Annotated in this window: 12 protein-coding genes; 6 read left to right on the forward strand and 6 right to left on the reverse strand. The window is 72.3% G+C overall.

Annotated features, from left to right (window positions below):
* Positions 1-83: 83 nt before the first annotated feature.
* From KBX00_RS00280 to KBX00_RS00305, 6 genes are all read right to left on the reverse strand, one after another.
* The gene (locus tag KBX00_RS00280) at positions 84-2,624 is read right to left on the reverse strand and encodes a helicase HerA domain-containing protein (protein WP_307867964.1); all 2,541 of its coding nucleotides are present in this window, start codon (positions 2,622-2,624) and stop codon (positions 84-86) included.
* 80 nt (positions 2,625-2,704) lie between these two features.
* A complete protein-coding gene (locus tag KBX00_RS00285) occupies positions 2,705-4,528 on the reverse strand; it encodes a VirB4 family type IV secretion system protein (protein WP_210821989.1) in 1,824 nt (607 codons plus the stop codon).
* Positions 4,525-5,448 (reverse strand): PrgI family protein, encoded by a 924-nt coding sequence (locus tag KBX00_RS00290; RefSeq protein WP_210822797.1) that lies wholly within the window; start codon positions 5,446-5,448, stop codon positions 4,525-4,527. Before KBX00_RS00290 ends, KBX00_RS00285 begins: the two co-directional genes overlap by 4 nt.
* Positions 5,449-5,480: 32 nt before the next feature.
* Positions 5,481-6,419 (reverse strand): conjugal transfer protein TrbL family protein, encoded by a 939-nt coding sequence (locus tag KBX00_RS00295; RefSeq protein WP_210821991.1) that lies wholly within the window; start codon positions 6,417-6,419, stop codon positions 5,481-5,483.
* Positions 6,420-6,422: 3 nt separating this feature from the next.
* Positions 6,423-6,830: a pilin gene (locus KBX00_RS00300; protein WP_210821993.1), complete on the reverse strand. Its 408-nt coding sequence runs from the start codon at positions 6,828-6,830 to the stop codon at positions 6,423-6,425.
* A gap of 625 nt (positions 6,831-7,455) precedes the next feature.
* Positions 7,456-8,511 carry a hypothetical protein gene (locus KBX00_RS00305; RefSeq protein ID WP_210821995.1) on the reverse strand — a complete coding sequence of 352 codons (1,056 nt, stop codon included), beginning with the start codon at positions 8,509-8,511 and terminating at the stop codon, positions 7,456-7,458.
* A gap of 1,128 nt (positions 8,512-9,639) precedes the next feature.
* On the opposite strand from KBX00_RS00305, the gene KBX00_RS00310 reads away from it, so the two are divergent.
* The 6 genes from KBX00_RS00310 to KBX00_RS00335 all read left to right on the forward strand — a co-directional run bounded on the left by KBX00_RS00310 (position 9,640) and on the right by KBX00_RS00335 (position 15,056).
* A complete protein-coding gene (locus KBX00_RS00310; RefSeq protein WP_210821997.1) occupies positions 9,640-10,584 on the forward strand; it encodes a hypothetical protein in 945 nt (314 codons plus the stop codon).
* Between the two features lie 61 nt (positions 10,585-10,645).
* Positions 10,646-11,566: a DNA methyltransferase gene (locus KBX00_RS00315; protein WP_307867965.1), complete on the forward strand. Its 921-nt coding sequence runs from the start codon at positions 10,646-10,648 to the stop codon at positions 11,564-11,566.
* Complete coding sequence (locus KBX00_RS00320) at positions 11,563-12,435, forward strand: hypothetical protein (RefSeq protein WP_210821999.1); 873 nt, start codon at positions 11,563-11,565, stop codon at positions 12,433-12,435. The genes KBX00_RS00315 and KBX00_RS00320 overlap by 4 nt, the downstream gene beginning before the upstream one ends.
* Positions 12,432-12,977, forward strand: a complete 546-nt coding sequence (locus KBX00_RS00325) for a DNA cytosine methyltransferase (RefSeq protein WP_210822001.1) — start codon at positions 12,432-12,434, stop codon at positions 12,975-12,977. Before KBX00_RS00320 ends, KBX00_RS00325 begins: the two co-directional genes overlap by 4 nt.
* Positions 12,946-13,923, forward strand: a complete 978-nt coding sequence (locus KBX00_RS00330) for a hypothetical protein (RefSeq protein ID WP_301547104.1) — start codon at positions 12,946-12,948, stop codon at positions 13,921-13,923. Before KBX00_RS00325 ends, KBX00_RS00330 begins: the two co-directional genes overlap by 32 nt.
* Positions 13,920-15,056, forward strand: a complete 1,137-nt coding sequence (locus tag KBX00_RS00335; protein ID WP_301547105.1) for a site-specific DNA-methyltransferase — start codon at positions 13,920-13,922, stop codon at positions 15,054-15,056. The genes KBX00_RS00330 and KBX00_RS00335 overlap by 4 nt, the downstream gene beginning before the upstream one ends.
* Positions 15,057-15,711 lie beyond the last annotated feature (655 nt).

A 15,711-nucleotide genomic window follows, 5' to 3' on the forward strand; every position in this document is an offset into this window, starting at 1 on the left:
GCCCTCCTGTCGGAGGGTGTCTGAGACGGGAAGGGGTGCCCGGCAGGGCGGAAGTGGGCCGTGTGCGGCACTGACAGAGCAGGTCAGGGCTGTCTGTCAGACCCTGGGGCGCGGTGGCGACGCGACGGGTCACGCGACGGGTCGCCTGCCCCGGGCCGCGATCGGCCGGAACCCACGCTGTCGTCACCTCCGGCTGGGGCGGCGGGCTTGCGGCGGCGGGCGCGTTCCTCCCTTTCCCGCGTGGTGAGCCGTTGGACGAGGTCGTCGACGGCGCTGGTGTCCTGCTCGGGCACCGCTCGCGCGACTGTGTGCCGGATGGCGGTGGCCTCACCGACGATCGGGCGTGGCGGGCGGGTGCGCATGGTGAACGCGGGTGTCTGGCGGCCGGCGACGACGAGGCGGGCGACGGCGGTGTAGGCGTCGAGGTGTGACAGGTCGTGCTCGGCGAGTTCCGGCATGGTGTGCCGCGCCAGGACCCGGGCGTCCTCGGGGCTGACGGTGAAGTACACCTTGTTGCGGGCGTTCGCGCTGACCGCGGCGAGCAGGTCCCGGGGGAACTGGGCCAGGTCCTGGTGCGCCAGCACCATGGAGAGCCGGTATTTGCGGGCTTCGGCCAGCATCGTGTCCAGGCTGGAGGCGAGGGTGAGGAAGTTCTGGCACTCGTCGAGCACGATCTGGGCGTCGCGGCGCCGGTCGACGGGGATGCTGGCGCGGGCGGTGGCGGCCTGCCACACCTTGGCCAGGATCAGCGAGCCGAGTAGCCGGCTGGTGTCCTCGCCGAGGGTGCCCTTGGGGATCCGGACGAGCAGGACACCGCCGTCGAGGATGTCACCCATGTCGAAGCTGGAGCGCGGGTAGCGCATCGCCCGCTTGACGAAGTCCCGCAGCAGGAAGGCCCGCAGGCGGGCGAGGACAGGGCCGATGACCTGGGACCGCAGGGCTGGGCTCATCTCGTCGTACCAGCTCCAGAACCCGTCGAGGCCCTCGGGGTCGTGGAGGTTGACGGTCATCTCCGACCGGAACTGCGCGGAGGTCAACAGGGGTGGGATGTGCTGCAGGGTCACGTTGGCGTGTTTGAGCAGGGTCAGGCAGGACACCCGCATGACGTCGTCCATGCGTGGTCCCCAGGCCTTGACGAAGATGCTGCCGAAGATCGACACGAGGTTGTCGGTGATGAGGTCGTGGTCGCGGCCTTCGAGGGGGTTCAGCGTGGGTGGGTTGGGTTGGTCGGGGTCGAACAGCACGACCCGGTGCGCCACGGACGCGGGTAGCCGGTCGAGGATGTCGGTGACGAGGTCGCCGTGTGGGTCGATCACCACGGTGCCTCGTCCGGCGAGGATCCCGTCGATGGTCATGTTGGCGAGCAGGGTGGTTTTCCCGGAGCCGGTGGAGCCCACCATGTGCAGGTGGTAGCGGGCGTCGGGGACGGCCAGGGCGACGGGGTGTCCGCCGATCTCGGCGTCGCCGAGCACGGTGACGCCGCGGCCGCCGGTGGGCACCGCGACCGAGGCCGGCATCGACTTCGCGCGGGCGCGGTCGAGGCCGGGCACGGCCAGGTCCTGCGGCAGCGCGGCGAGCGCGGCCAGTTCGGGGGTGGCGGTGAGGAAGCCGGGGCCGAGCCGGCGGGCGGCCAGCACCGCGACGGGGTGGGGCATGCGGGTGCGGTGGGCGAGCCGGTTGCGGCCGGCGTGTACGGCGAAGCTGGACGCGATCGCGTCGGCGACCCCGCGCAGCCGCGCCCGCGGCGGGGATCCTCGACGGCTGGTGGTGGTTGCCACGCAGTAGCGGATGCCGGTTTCCCACAGCACGTGGCTGGTCTTGTCGAGGATGGCCCGCACGTCCCGCTCGAGGGTGGGGTCGCGTCGCCGCGGGGCCGCCGAGGTGGTGCTGGTGCGGCCGGGCAGGAACGCCTCGACAAGCCACAACAGGGGGGCGGCCGGGTTGATCGTCGCGACGGCGGTTTTGCCGTCGCGTAGCCGGCCGGCGGCCCGGCGGGCCCGGGCGGCGCGGCGCGGGCGGGCCGGTCGGGCGAGGATCTGCACGCAGGCGTACTCGCCGTCGCGCAGCCCGGCGCCGGCGGCCATCAACGCGCGCAGCGGGTCGGCGTCGTGGTCGGTGCGCAGTGGCAGCCATTCGGCCGCCGTCGGGGTGAGGTGCCCGCCGGTGGCCGCGGCCGCGTCGGCGGGGATCGGGTCGGCGGCGTCGGTGGTGGTGCAGGCGGCGCCGGGCCAGGCGCCGCGCACGGCGGCCTCGACGGCGCCTTTCGGGACGCTGCCGGGGACCCACACCGAGATCAGCAGTTGCCGCCCGGACCAGGTGTACTGCCAGGCCACGTGCGGGGTCCCGTACAGCAGCCGCCGCCACCGTATCGGGGTCAGCGTGCCGGCGAGGTTGGCCAGGAACGCCGCCGAGCTGTGCGGGTCCACCTCCGGCGGTGGGGCGATCGTGACCAGGCTGGCGCCGGTGGCGTGGCGGCGGTGCCGCCACGAGGCGAGCAGGTTGCGGCCGGCGATCCACGCCACCAGGCATGCGGCGGCGACGGCGGCCAGCCACGGCCGGTCGATGGCCCAGGCGCCGGCATGCCACACCCACCGCGCGGGCGGCGACAGCTCGGGTTCGGGCACGGTCAGCAGGTCGGCGCCCGCCCGGTGCAGGGCGGGCGCCGAGCCGGTCCGCGGGTGTGGTGGTGTCGGGGGTAGGGGTGTCACAGGTCGTCCTCGTCTTCTCGGTCGTCGATGAGATCGGCGGGGTTGGTGGTGCACACGGCGTGTTCCTGCTCGGAGCTGATCGACTCGAATCCGGTACGGGCGACGCCGCAGATGAGCAGCCCCTGTCCGGGGCGGGCGGCGAGCAGGAGCCGCCGTTCCCCGCCGGTCAGGCCGAACGCGTCACCGACCGTGTCGATGGCCTGCGGGGCCTGCTTGAGCAGCACCTGCGTGGCGGCGTTGGACACCACGGCCTGGCCCAGTTCGGTGCCCAGCACGTCCGCCACGTCCTGCGTGACGACGGTTAGGCCGGCGAACCGTTTACGGCCGGCCTTCGACATGCGGAACAAGAACCTCGCGCCCTCGCCGTCGCGCATGAGCAGCCACGCCTCGTCCACGACGACGAGGCGGCGCACCGGCGGTGTCGCCGCCGTCCGGGACTGGCGGGGTAGGTCGACCTGACGCCAGATGTGGTCCAGGGCGAGCAGGGTGCCGATGGTGCGGAGTTCGTCGGGCAGGTGTCGCAGGCTCCACACGACGAGGTGTCCGATCGGGGTGTGGGTGGTGGGGCCGTTGAACAGGTCGGCGAAGCTGCCGTGCACCCACGGGGCCAGTCGGGCGGCCAACTGCGCGGCGGCCGGCTCCGGGTCGGCTTCCAGGCAACCCACCAGGTCGCTCAATAGCGGTGCCGGCCGGGTGTGGGTGTGCGGGTCAGCCGTGATGCCAGCCTGCCGGTACACGGCCAGGATCGCCCGGTCCAGCGCGGCCCGCTCCGCCGGCGGCGGGTGCCCGACCAGCACGGAGACGACGGTGTGCAAGAACAGCCCGCGGCGGGTGAGCACATCCGGGCGGTGGTCCCCGACCGGCAGATCCAGCGGGTTGATCTTCACGCCGGGCATGCCGAGCCGGACCACCGTGCCGCCGACCGCTTCGGCAAGCCGCGAGTATTCGTCTTCAGGGTCCACGATGGCGACCTGGACGCCCTGGTACAGGTTGCGCAGGACCTCCAACTTCACGAAGTAGCTCTTGCCGGCCCCCGACCGCGCGAGTACGACGCTGTTGTAGTTCTCCTGGCTCCACCGGTCCCACCAGACGATCCCGTTGGAGGCGGGGTTGACGCCGTAGAGCACCCCGCCGCAGACCGGCGGATCACCCGGCAGCGGCGCCGGCAGATCCGGGCTGGCAAGGGGGAACGCGGCGGCGAGGGCCTGGGTGTCCATGGTGCGCGGCATCCGCAGCGAATCGGTGGCCAGGGGCAGGGTGGTGGTCCAGCCGGCCAGGTGCCGCCACGTCGCCGGCTGCACCTCCAGCAGCGTGGAGGCGGCGGCGGCTTTCACCTGCGCGCACGCTTCCAACAGCTCAGCCTCGGTGCGGGCGTGCACCGTCAGGTACAGGCCGACGCGGAACAGCTTCGCAGCACCCCGGGCCAACCTTTGGGCCAGGTCGGCGGCGTCCTCGGCGGCGGCCTCGACGTACGGGTCGGACAGCTTGCCCTTCTCGCTGCCGGCCCGGCGGGACGATTCGAGGCGGGCGCGCTGGGTGCGCAGCCGGGACGCGGCGACCGGGGCGGGCAGCGGGTCGATGTGCAGGGCGAGGTCGAGCCGGCCCGGCCAGGCCAGCAAAGGTTCCAGCCAGCCCGGCCCGACCTCGGCCGGATACCCGGTCACCACCAGCGTGGCCGCGTACCCGTCGCCAACCCGCAGGAAGCGGGGAGTCACCTCCACCGACGCCGGCGCCACAACCCCCGCCACACCTCCGGTGGGGGGCAGCGCCGCAGTGCCCGTCCGGCCTCGGGCCGTCGGGCCGAGCGGTCTCCAGTTCATGATGATTCCCTTCGGGGTTTCTGCCTGCTCGCCGCAGGCGCGGTGATGACGGTGTCTGGGGCGGCGAGGCCGCCGGTGCGGGGCGGCCGGTATGGGTCGGCGCAGGCCGCGATCGCGGCGGTCGCGGCGTCGCCGTCCAGGGCTCGGGTGCTCACCCCGAGCCCGGACAGCGACCGGACGGTGTCGTCGGCGCGGCGGCGGGCGGCGTGCCCGCCCCGCCCGCCGGCGGGGGCGCGGGTGACGATGAGGACCTGCCGGCGCAGCGGATCACGTCGGTGCGCGAGGTCGTCGAGGAATCGGGCGTGGTCGGCGCAGGCGGCCTCCAGCGCTGGGTGCGGCAGCCGGTGGGCGGTCGCCTCCAGGCCGGTGGCGTGGCTGGCCAGGTCGACCGGCTGCGCGGAGACCACCACCTGCGTCGGCGTGGACAGGCTGTTGAGCCAGCGGCCGAACGTGTCCACGAGGGCCTGCTGCTCGCCGGGGGTGCGCAGGGCGAGGTTGACGGTGGTGGCCGCGACGATCGCCGCCGACGCTCCCGGCAGGGCGATCTCACCGTCGTCGGCGATCGCGGTCGCCGGCAGCCGCAGCGGGGCGGGCAGCGGCATCCGCCCCGCCGTGGCGTCCACCCAGTCGGGGAGGCGGCTGGTCGTGTCGGTGGTCGACAACGCCTTCGGCGCCCGCTGGTGGCGGATCGAGGCGAGCAGCCACTGGTCCATCGGGAGCCCGTCGCGGCGCCCGACGGCCAGGCCGAACACCAGACCGCCGAGCACCACGCCGGCACCGATCAGCAGCGCGACGGGCAGCAGGGTGTGCAGCGACCGCCAGCCGCCATAGAAGACCACGGCGGCGACGGCGAGGATCGCCAGCTGCCGGAAGGTCAGGCCATACAAGACTTTGTCCGGTGCGTCCACGTCCGCGGGCATGCGGGCGCGGACCACCTCGTCGCGGGTGTCGGTCATCGGGCCATCACCCGCGCTCGGCCGAGGCCGGGAACGGCCCTGGACAGTTGCTGGACGACCACGACGCGCACGACCGCGCCGAGGAAGCTGGTGTTGCGCCCGGACTGGGACACGTACCGGCCGACCAGGCCGGGGATCTTGACCGTGTACCAGAGCAGCACCATGACCACGAACAGGTTCAGCACCGGTCCCGGTTCGGCGGGCAGCCCCAGCGCGGGCAGCATGTGCCGCGGGTCGAGCAGCATCCACTGCCCGGCCTGCAGCATCAGCGCCTGCAGCACCGGCGTGGCGAGGCAGCCGGTATAGCCGCGCCACCACAACCGGGCCAGGCCGTCGGTCTGCGGCAGCGCGTGGCAGGCCAGGGCGAGCGGCGCCGCAGCGGTGAGGACCAGCAGGGTGGTCAGCCGCACGATCAGGCTGAACGCGGTCATGGCGAGCAGCACCGTGATGAGCAGCGCGATGACCGCGAACAGCAGCGCCGGCAGCCCCGATCCTTCCGCGGCGGCGGCGTGGACGTGCGTGTTGATCGCGGTGAACGCCCCGTCGGGGCTGTGGCCGGGTTCGGACAACGCCTCGGTCAGACCGTTCGCCACGCCGATGGCCATGCCGCACAGCAGCTGGGAGAAGTGGGCGCTGACGAACCCCACGACCAGGCGTGGGGCAAGGTCCTTGACCGTGTAGCGGGACCGCTCGTCGCCGCCGGAAACCATGACCAGGATCCCGGCGGTGACGAACGCGAGGACGAAGACCGTGTCCACGATCCAGGTGGCACGGCCCGTGAGGGCCCGCACCTGCGGCAGGCCCGTCACGTCAGGTGTGATCAACAGGAATCTCGCGATCGCGCCGAGGACCGCGTCGAAGCACGCGAGGATCGCCGCGGCGACCCACCGCATGACCGCCTCGAGGATGTCGGCGACCGGGAACAGCCAGCCCATGCCTCAGCCCCCGACGATGCCTCTGACGATTTGCAGCAGCACCGGCGCGAGCACCGCCAGGCCGTAGCCCACCAGCGCGTTCTTCAAGGCGCCCTTGGCCTTGTCGACCTGGGCGGGGTCACCGCCCGCGGTGGCGTAGTAGACCCCGGCAAGGACCAGGAACAGCGTGGCCACCGCGCCCAGGATCCCCATGATCCAGGTCTGGATGTTCGCGATGACCTGCGGCAACGAGTTGGCCGCGAGATAGACCGGGGTGCCCGGGTCCGCCAACGCGGCGGAGGGCACGGCGACCAGGATCGCGACGGTGACCACATGAACGGCGACGGCGCCGGCCCGGCGCGGAGTGCGGCGCCGCGTAACGGCGCGGCGGGACAGGAACGTGCGGGCGCGCGGAAGTCGCGTGCGTGACATTGGGACTCTCACCTCCCGCCCCGCGCCGCACCTGCAAAGGGTGCGCGCTGGGGCGAATATCGGAAGACGGGTAGGAACCGCCGCCGGGCGTGGCGGGAGGTGAACGGGCGAACCGCGTGGGGAAATCCCCGGGAGGAGCTCGTCCTCCCTCATGGGTTTGGCGGTTTCGATGTGGTGTCAGCGCATCAAAAGGGGCGCGGCACCCGGGGCCACACGACACGCGCGTGCCTCCCACTAGCCCGACGGCGGGCAGCGTCCCCCGGGGCCCGGGCCATCGATGGCGCCGGCGGGAAACCACTGCACCCACCAACCGGGCTTTGTCAGACATGGCGAACACCCAGAGATCTGACAGGGCACCCGTGGATCTCACAGGGCAGGCGGACTGGCGTATCGAGGGCGATAGGTGTCTACCCGGTGCGGGCGTGAACCGGCGCTGTGCTCGTGCCTGTCGAATGCGTTGTCACTCTGGTCGGATCCCGCGTCCGGCGGCCCGCTCGGGCAGTCGGCCGCGTCCGCGGCGCCTGTCGCCCTGTAGCGGGTTTCGGGGTGGGAGCGGCGCCGGGTGGTGGGCATGGTTCGGGCCCGGCGCGATGGTCACGCCGGGCCCGAGCAGGGGAATGCGTCGTCAGGCCGCCGCAGCGGCGGAGCTCACACGGTGGCGCGGGCCGGCCTTACCGGCCCGGATCTTGGCGCGGATGTCGTGACGTCGGGCCAACTCGTCGCGCAGCCGCGGGGACAGCGGACCGGTTAGAAGGCCGACGTCGAGCGCCCACGCCAGCCGGGTGTCGGCCCGGTTGAGGCGCATCCGCAGCACATCCACTTCGATACCCAGTCCCTCGGCGACCAAGGCGGGAGTGCGCCGGGCGAGGCGGATCGCGATGTACGGCTCGACGTCCTCGCCGTCGATGACCCCGAGAGCCTCGGCCCGGTACACCAACAGGTCGACGTGCCCGTACGGGTGACGCGGCAGGCGGGACTCGGCGACGGCGTGCTCGATGTCGTCGACGAGCGGGTACTCCCGCTGGGCCAGGCGAAGGTCCCGCCCGGCGCGCCACGCGGCGAAGCACAGGCTGGCGTGCGGAGCGTCGCGGCCCGGGTCCACGCCGCCGCGCAAGCCCTCCAAGAATCCGGTGAGAATCTCCGCGTCGATGTCGGCCGGGTCGCCGTGGTACCCGGCGGCGAGGCTGCCGGCCATGGCCACGAGCGCCGGCATGGCCATCCCGACGGCGGCGATCACCCACTCCGGTCGGCCCTGCCGGGCGCGGCGGATCAGCTCCCGCCACACAGCGTCACGGGCGGCGTAAGCGCTCGGATGCGCCATCAACCAGTCCCGCAGTACCGGCAACGGCACCTCACCGGGCGGCAAATCAAGATCAGTGCCGGTAGGTGCCGCCGCGCCGAAATCACCGGCGGTGCTGCCGGCGCATCCGGCAGCGGCTGTGGCACCGCCGGCGAACACGGACGTGCCACATTCGGCAGTGCCGGAATCGGCGGTGCCGCGAGTGCCGGACACGGTAGTGCCGGTGCCTGCCGAGCCGGTAGTGCCGGGCGGGCCGGCACCGGTGAGCACGGCACAGTCGAGGGTCAGTGGCGCCGGGTCGACGGTCAGCGCCGCGAACGCCTTGTCGGCGGCCCGCAGCGCGGACGCCGGCCAGTCGTCACGAAGGTCGGACTCGCTCATCGGATGGGGCTCCAAACCAAAGGCAGCAGGGATGTGCCGCAGGAACGGCGAACAGCACCCAGTGCGCCACAGCCCCCTCACAACGGTCTGACGAAGCAGGTCAACGGGAATGCCCGCTGCCCACGCGAAACGCTCACCCAATCTGACAAGGCATTCACTGTCAGAATTGGAAATATGACAAGGAATCGATTGTCAGGAATCCTTTCAGAGTGGGGTGATGGTCGTGAGCTGCCTTGTCAGGCTCGCCGTAACCTGACCGTCCTCCACCGCCGATCCTGGAGGGCCGACCCGTTCAGTGGGCGTGGGAAAACTGACAACGCTGCGGGAAGCTCACCGTGATCCGAGACCGCGATCTGACAAGGCTCTGACAACCCTCTTCCCGAACGAAAGAACAACGGTCCTGCCATCCGAGGTTCCGTCGCGGCGTAGTTGCTCCGGACGTAGTGGAGGTGGACGGCGGACAGGCGCCGAGCTGCTCGCCCGGCGCCTTCGCGCGGCCGGCGTTCACGTGCTGCTCGGGCGACCGGAGCGATGGACATAGCCCGGCCTCCAGCGCCGCGACCGACGCCAGCGGCGCGTCGCGGCCGGGTGGCCGAGCGCGCCGGCCGAGGATGTGAGGCGAACTGCCGAACTGCCGAACTGCGACACGGCACCGCCGGACAGCCGGGACTGCCGCGGTGCTGTCGAGTCGCCGGAAAGTGCCGACAGACTGCCAGGTGCCGAACTGCCGGAGGTGCCGCGGCAATACCGAACTGCCGCGCCCGCCACCCGGCGCCCGCCCATCGGCAGGTGCCAGCGTCGCCGCGACATCCGGCGGCCACACGGTGTCCGAGCCTGCCGACGCCTTCCGCCGCTCCGTCACCGCGATACAGAGCGTGACGACCGGTCCGGCGCCGCGAGAGAGACTCCGGCGGATCTGACAGTGCGGGTCGCTGAGATCCATGCCGTCGCCCGCCGTGCGCTCGGCACGTCAGCCAGGTATCAGGACACAAACCGAGCTGTCATGCCCTTGCGGGCGCCTTGTCAGACACCGAGGACGCTTGTCAGAGTCCGGGGTGTTCGCCAGGTCTGACAAACCCCGGTTGGTGGGTGTCAGCGCATCACGGCGCGGCGCGGAGCCGACATCGCATGAGTCGATCCACACCGCACACCCCGCAGCCCCACGGCGACCCGGCCCAGACCGGCAGCGCCGACCCGACTCTCCTGGTCGATCTGGTTGCCGGCGACCCGCCGGTGCCGATCACCGTGTGGCGCACCGCCCGCGGCGACGACCCCACCACCAGCGTTCCCGCCCGCCTGGCCTACCGACTGATATCCGCGTACAGCCGGCCCGGCGAGGCGGTCGTCGACCTCACCGACGGCCACACCCTGACCGCCGCCTGCCAGCGCGGACAACGCCGGCACCACACAGCGTGGTTCACCGACACGGCCTCGCTGATCATCGGCCCGGCCACCCCGCGGGGCACCCAACCCGACGGCGAGACCGACACCGGCCTCGACGAGGCGACCGGGGCCGACCCGGACGGGCCGGAGCCGCCCGACCTGGCCGCCTGGTTCGGCGACGACCTCACCGACCCGACCATCCCGCCGGGTCGCCCGCCGGTCCCCGCCCCGCCCCCGAGCGCGGACGCGGACGCCAGCGTCGCCGGCGTCACCAGCCTGGTGGTCGCCTGCTGGCCCCTGGACCGCTCGGGTGACGCGGCCAACCGTGTCCGCCTGGCCTGGCTGCTCGCCGCGTGCGCGCGGCTGCTGCGCCCAGGCGGCTGCCTCGTCCTGGTGGTCGGCACCCGGGCCGGCACGCCTACCACTCCGGAGGACTTCCGACCCCTGGTCGCGGCGGCTTCCGCCGCCGGGCTCGGCTACCTGCAGCACATCGTCGCCGTCGCCGCCGAGGCCGACGGCGACCAGTTCACCTACTTCGCCAGCGACGAGGAACTGCTCGCTCTCACGGCTGGCGAGGACGGCCAGCGGTGGGCGGTCGCGCATCTGCGGGTGCACGCCGACTGTTTCGTGTTCAGCCAGACCCAGCCGCCCACGCCGCGGCGCCGACGGGGTGGTGACGCCCGTGCCTAGGCCCATCACCCCGATCGCCGCACCCGACCCGGACGACAACGACTCCACCAACCAGCCCACGATTGCCTCCGCCACGAGCGCCAGCCCCCACGGACACCGCCGGGCTGCTCCCGGCCCGCAGGGCCTGTCGGTGTGGGCGACCGCCCAGTTGACCGGGCCGGTGCAGCGCCGCGGCCGGTACGTGCCGGACTCGGTCCGGCACCCGGCGCGGATGCTGCCGGCGATCGCCGCGCACGCCATCGACTCCTACACCTCACCCGGCGACCTCGTGCTCGACCCGATGTGCGGCATCGGCACCACCCTGGTCGAGGCCGCGCATCTCGGCCGGGACGCCATCGGCGTCGAGTACGAGAGCACGTGGAGCGACATCGCCGACGCCAACATCGCCCACGCCCATACCCAGGGCGCCACCGGGCGGGCGTCGGTGGTGCGTGGCGACGCCACCCGCATCACCAGCCTGTTGCCGGCCGCGCTGGCCGGACGGGTGTCCCTGGTGGTGACCTCACCGCCGTACGGGCCGACCGTGCACGGACTGGTCCGCCCGCAAGCCGGCGCCGGGGTGCACAAGTCCGACAACACCTACAACGACGGCACCGACAAGGGCAACCTCGCCTACCGCGACCTGCCCGGCCTCGCCGAGGGATTCGCCGAGATCCTCGCCGGCTGCGCCACCCTGCTCACCCCCGGCGGGATCGTCGTAGTCACCGCCCGGCCCTGGCGCAAACGCGGCGAACTGGTCGACCTGCCGTCCGCGGTCATCGGCGCCGGGACCGCCGCCGGCCTCGTCCCGATCGAGCGGTGCGTGGCGCTGCTCGCCGCCGTCCGCGGCGGACGGCTGATCGCCCGGCCGAGCTTCTTCCAACTCTCCGCCGTACGCAAGGCGAGGGCCGCCGGGGTGCCGATGCACCTGATCGCCCACGAAGACGTCATCGTCCTGGCCAAGCCGCTCCCCCAGCCCCCGGGGGAGGGTGAGGCCCGATGACCGCACCGACGACTCGACTGCTGTCTCTCGGCGCCGGGGTGCAGAGCTCGACGCTTCTGCTGTTGGCAGCCCAGGGCGACATTACTGGGTTCGACGCGGCGATCTTCGCCGACACCTCGTGGGAGCCGGCCGCCGTCTACCGGCATCTGGACCGGCTGACGGAGATCGCCGACCAGGTCGGCATCGAGATCGTGCGCGTCCGTACCGGTGACATCCGGGCTGACGCTCTCGACCCGACGCACCGCTTCGCCAGCATGCCCCTGTACACGCTCGGACCGAACGGCGAGCGTGGCATGGCCCGGCGACAGTGCACCGGCGAATACAAGATCAAACCCATCAAGGTCGAGGTTCGGCGACGGCTCGGCTACCCACACCCGGCCCGGGTACCGGCCGGCGTACGGGCGGACATCGCGATCGGGATCAGCCTGGACGAGATCGGCCGGGCCCGCGATGCCGATGTCGGCTACATGCGCAACGTCTTCCCTTTGCTCGATCTCGGTTGGCGACGCGAGGACTGCCTGCGTTACCTCCACCAGCAGGGTCTCGGGGACACCCCGCGCTCGTCGTGTGTGGGGTGCCCGTTCCACGACGACGGTTTCTGGCTCGCGCTTCGCGAGAACAGTCCGACCGAGTGGGCGGACGCCGTCGCGTTCGACCATGCGATCCGTAACGGCTCCGCGCGGGCCAACGCGGCCGGGCATCCGCTGCGCGGGCAGTTCTTCCTGCACCGGCAGCGGGTGCCTCTCGACGAGGTGGTGCTGCGCCCACGCACGCAGGCGGCGGACACGCCGGGGTGCGGGCCGTGGACGTGCCCGCACGACGTCCCGAACTCGGCTCCGGCCGACGCGGGACAGCGGGAGGTGGCGTGAGCGGTGCGCATACCAACGGACCGCGGATCGGATCGGTCTGTTCGGGTTACGGAGGCCTCGACCTGGCCGTCGAACTGGTGCTCGGCGGCCGTCTCGCCTGGTACGCCGAGACCGACCGGCACGCCGTCACCGTATTGCGCCACCACTGGCCCGACGTCGCGAACCTCGGTGACATCCGCACCGTCGACTGGGCCAGAGTCGCACCGGTCGACATCGTCACCGCCGGATTCCCCTGTCAGGACATCAGCAACGCCGGCAAGAGGGCCGGCATCACCGGGGAGCACTCCAGCGTCTGGACACACGTCGCCGCAGCCGTTCGCGTTCTTCGACCGCGCCTGCTGTTCGTGGAGAACGTCGCCGCACTCCTGCGGCGCGGCTTCGACGTCGTCCACCGTGACCTGGCCGAGATCGGGTACGACACGAGCTGGCTATGCCTACGCGCATCCGACATCGGCGCCGCCCACCGACGCGACCGGCTGTTCCTGCTGGCAACCCCCACCGAACGAGGGGATGCGGACGTTGCCGACTCCCTGCGCCCGTGACGGCAAAGGCCCCGGCCACCAGCACGGCTTACCCGACGTCATCGAACCGGGCGGCACCCGCCACCACCTGCTCCCCACACCCACCGCACAGCCCTACGGGTCGAACCGGTCCCCGTCGGCGGGCGCGGCACGCCGGCCGAGCCTGGCCGGCGTCGCCGGGCAACTCCTGCCCACCCCGACCGCCGCAGGCGGCACCGGCTACATGAGCGGCACCCACCGCGACACCTGGAGACCAACCCTCGAATCAGCGGTCCACGGCTACCGGCCCCACCACGGCGGGAAACCCCCGAAACCCCAGGCCCCACCGCCGTCGGCGGCGGCCAGCGGTCACTCGGCTGCGGGCGTGCCCGGCCCCCTGCTACCGACCCCGCGCGCCAGCGACACCGGCACCGCGGGGCGGCGGGCCGGCGCCGGGTTCCGCCCGCCACTGTCGCAGGTGCTGCTACCCACCCCGAAAGCCACCGACGGCACGAAAGGCTGCCCAGGACAACGCGGCTCACACGGGGACCTGACCCTGCCATCGGCGGCGGTGCGGGTACCCGGGCGTACCCTGCCGACCCCACGCGCGTCCGACGCGCGTGGTCCCGGACGGCACGGCGACGGTGGCGCCGACCTGCGCACCACCGTCGCCGACCTCACCGGCGGCCTGGGGCGCCTCGATGAGCGGCGGTGGGGCGTCTACGCCGCCGCCGTCGCCCGCTGGGAACTGCTCATCGGCCGGCCCGCACCGACGCCCACACAGGTCGGCACGCACGGCAAGCCGGTCCTCGCGCCACCGTTCGTCGAGTGGCTCATGGGTCTGAACGCCGGTCACGTCACCGACCCCACGCTCGGGTTACCGCGCACCGCCGCGTTACGGGTGCTCGGCAACGGCGTCCTCCCACAACAAGCCGCGACCGCGCTGCGGCTGCTGCTGTGCCCGAACCGATGGCAGGTGCCCGCATGAGCGACACGATGCCCGCCGGCCGACTGTCCGGCTACGAGTACCACCGGTCCGGTCCCGTCACCCTGTATCTCGGCGACGCCGCCCGGGTGATGTCAGCAATGCCGGACTCCAGCGTCGACTGCATCGTCACCAGCCCACCGTTCTGGGGTCTGCGCGACTACGGCACCGGCGCCTGGGCTGGCGGTGATCCCGCCTGTCCGCACCGGACCGGGCGCGTTCGCCGCGTCAACGGCAGCACCTGCCCCGCCTGCCGGGCCCGATGGATCGACCCGCAGTACGGGCTGGAAGCGACCCTGGACGACTACCTCGACCACCTCGTCGCGGTCTTCGACCAGGCCAGACGGATCCTCACACCAGCGGGCACCTGCTGGGTGAACCTCGGCGACTGCTACAGCAGCGCCTCCGGTGGGGCGCCGATGGCCGGCCGCCCACAGCCGGGAGGGCTCCGACCACCACGCCCGCGGGCGCAAGACGCCCTCCCAGCGAAGAACCTCGTCGGGGTGCCCTGGCGGGTCGCGTTCACCCCGCAGTCACGCCAATGGTGGCTACGCAACGCGATCATCTGGTCCAAGACCAACCCGATGCCAGAGTCCGTGCGCGACCGCCTATCCACCACCTACGAACTGCTGTTTCTCCTCACCAAATCCCACTCCTACTACTTCAACCTGGACCCGATCCGGGTACCACTGGCTCGGCCGGAAGCCGCCGACGGCACCCGCGTCTTCGGCGGCGCGCGTAAAGGCCACAGCGGCGGAGTCGACGCCACCGCCCGTCGCCGGGGCAACACCACCTACGGCGCCGGCAAGTACCGCGCCGGCGACGTCGGCGTCGAGCCACGGGCCGGGCGAGGCAACCTCGTCCCGCTCGGTCACGCCCACACCGCGACCCACCCGAGCGGGCGCAATCCCGGAGACGTGTGGCGGATCGCGACACGCCCCTACCGCGGGTCACACGTAGCGCCGTTTCCCGTCGACCTGCCGCTACGGGCCATCGCGGCCGGCTGCCCGCGACAGGGACTGGTCCTGGATCCGTTCTCCAAAACGCACACATTCCACCCAAGGTGTGCGAGTTGCTGCCTTCCGTCCACAGGTGGTGCAGCCTTCTGCTCCACGTACGGCGATTTCCACATCTGAAAGTGTTGTGGGATCAGGATTTGGTGTCGGCGTTGCTCGACCGGGATCGCCTTCGCATCCGGGCGGTAGGGCTGGAGTTGGCCCGCTCCGCGGCGCTGCTGTTCGGTTACGGCGACGAGCGAGGACTGGGACCACGCCCGCGTCACGGATTCGAGTACGGCTACCGCGACATCGACTCGTTGCTGGAGCCGATGCGGCTGATGCCGTCCACCGCCTGTGGTGGGAGCGCGTCAGCAACGACCTGTGGCCGCTGCCGCTGCACTACGACAACGCCGACACGTCTTGCATCGCTCGTTCGCGTCGGCATCGGCGTTGTTGGCCTGGTTGCCTGTAGAGCGCGATGCGGTCACCGCGGGCCAAGACCGAGCCACCGGGCGCGGCCTGCGCGGCCTCACGCCCGACGTGTCGGACCCGTGGAGAGGGGCAGGCGGGATGTCGCCATGCTAAGGCCGCACATGCCGCCACGGCGTGTGTCGTGCGGTACCGGTGCCCCGTGAAATCGGACAGCCCGACTGCCGACGTGCAGTCCGTGGCAGCGGCGAGCGCCGCGACGATGCCACGGCCAGCGCCGGGAGGAGCGCGTCGCCCGCCCCGCTGGCATCGACCACGAACCACTGGGGCCGGACTCTTCGCTACTGCAGTACCCGGCATCGTG

It is taken from the genome of Micromonospora sp. C95 (assembly GCF_018070465.1).
In the GTDB taxonomy this organism is placed as follows: Bacteria; Actinomycetota; Actinomycetes; order Mycobacteriales; family Micromonosporaceae; genus Micromonospora.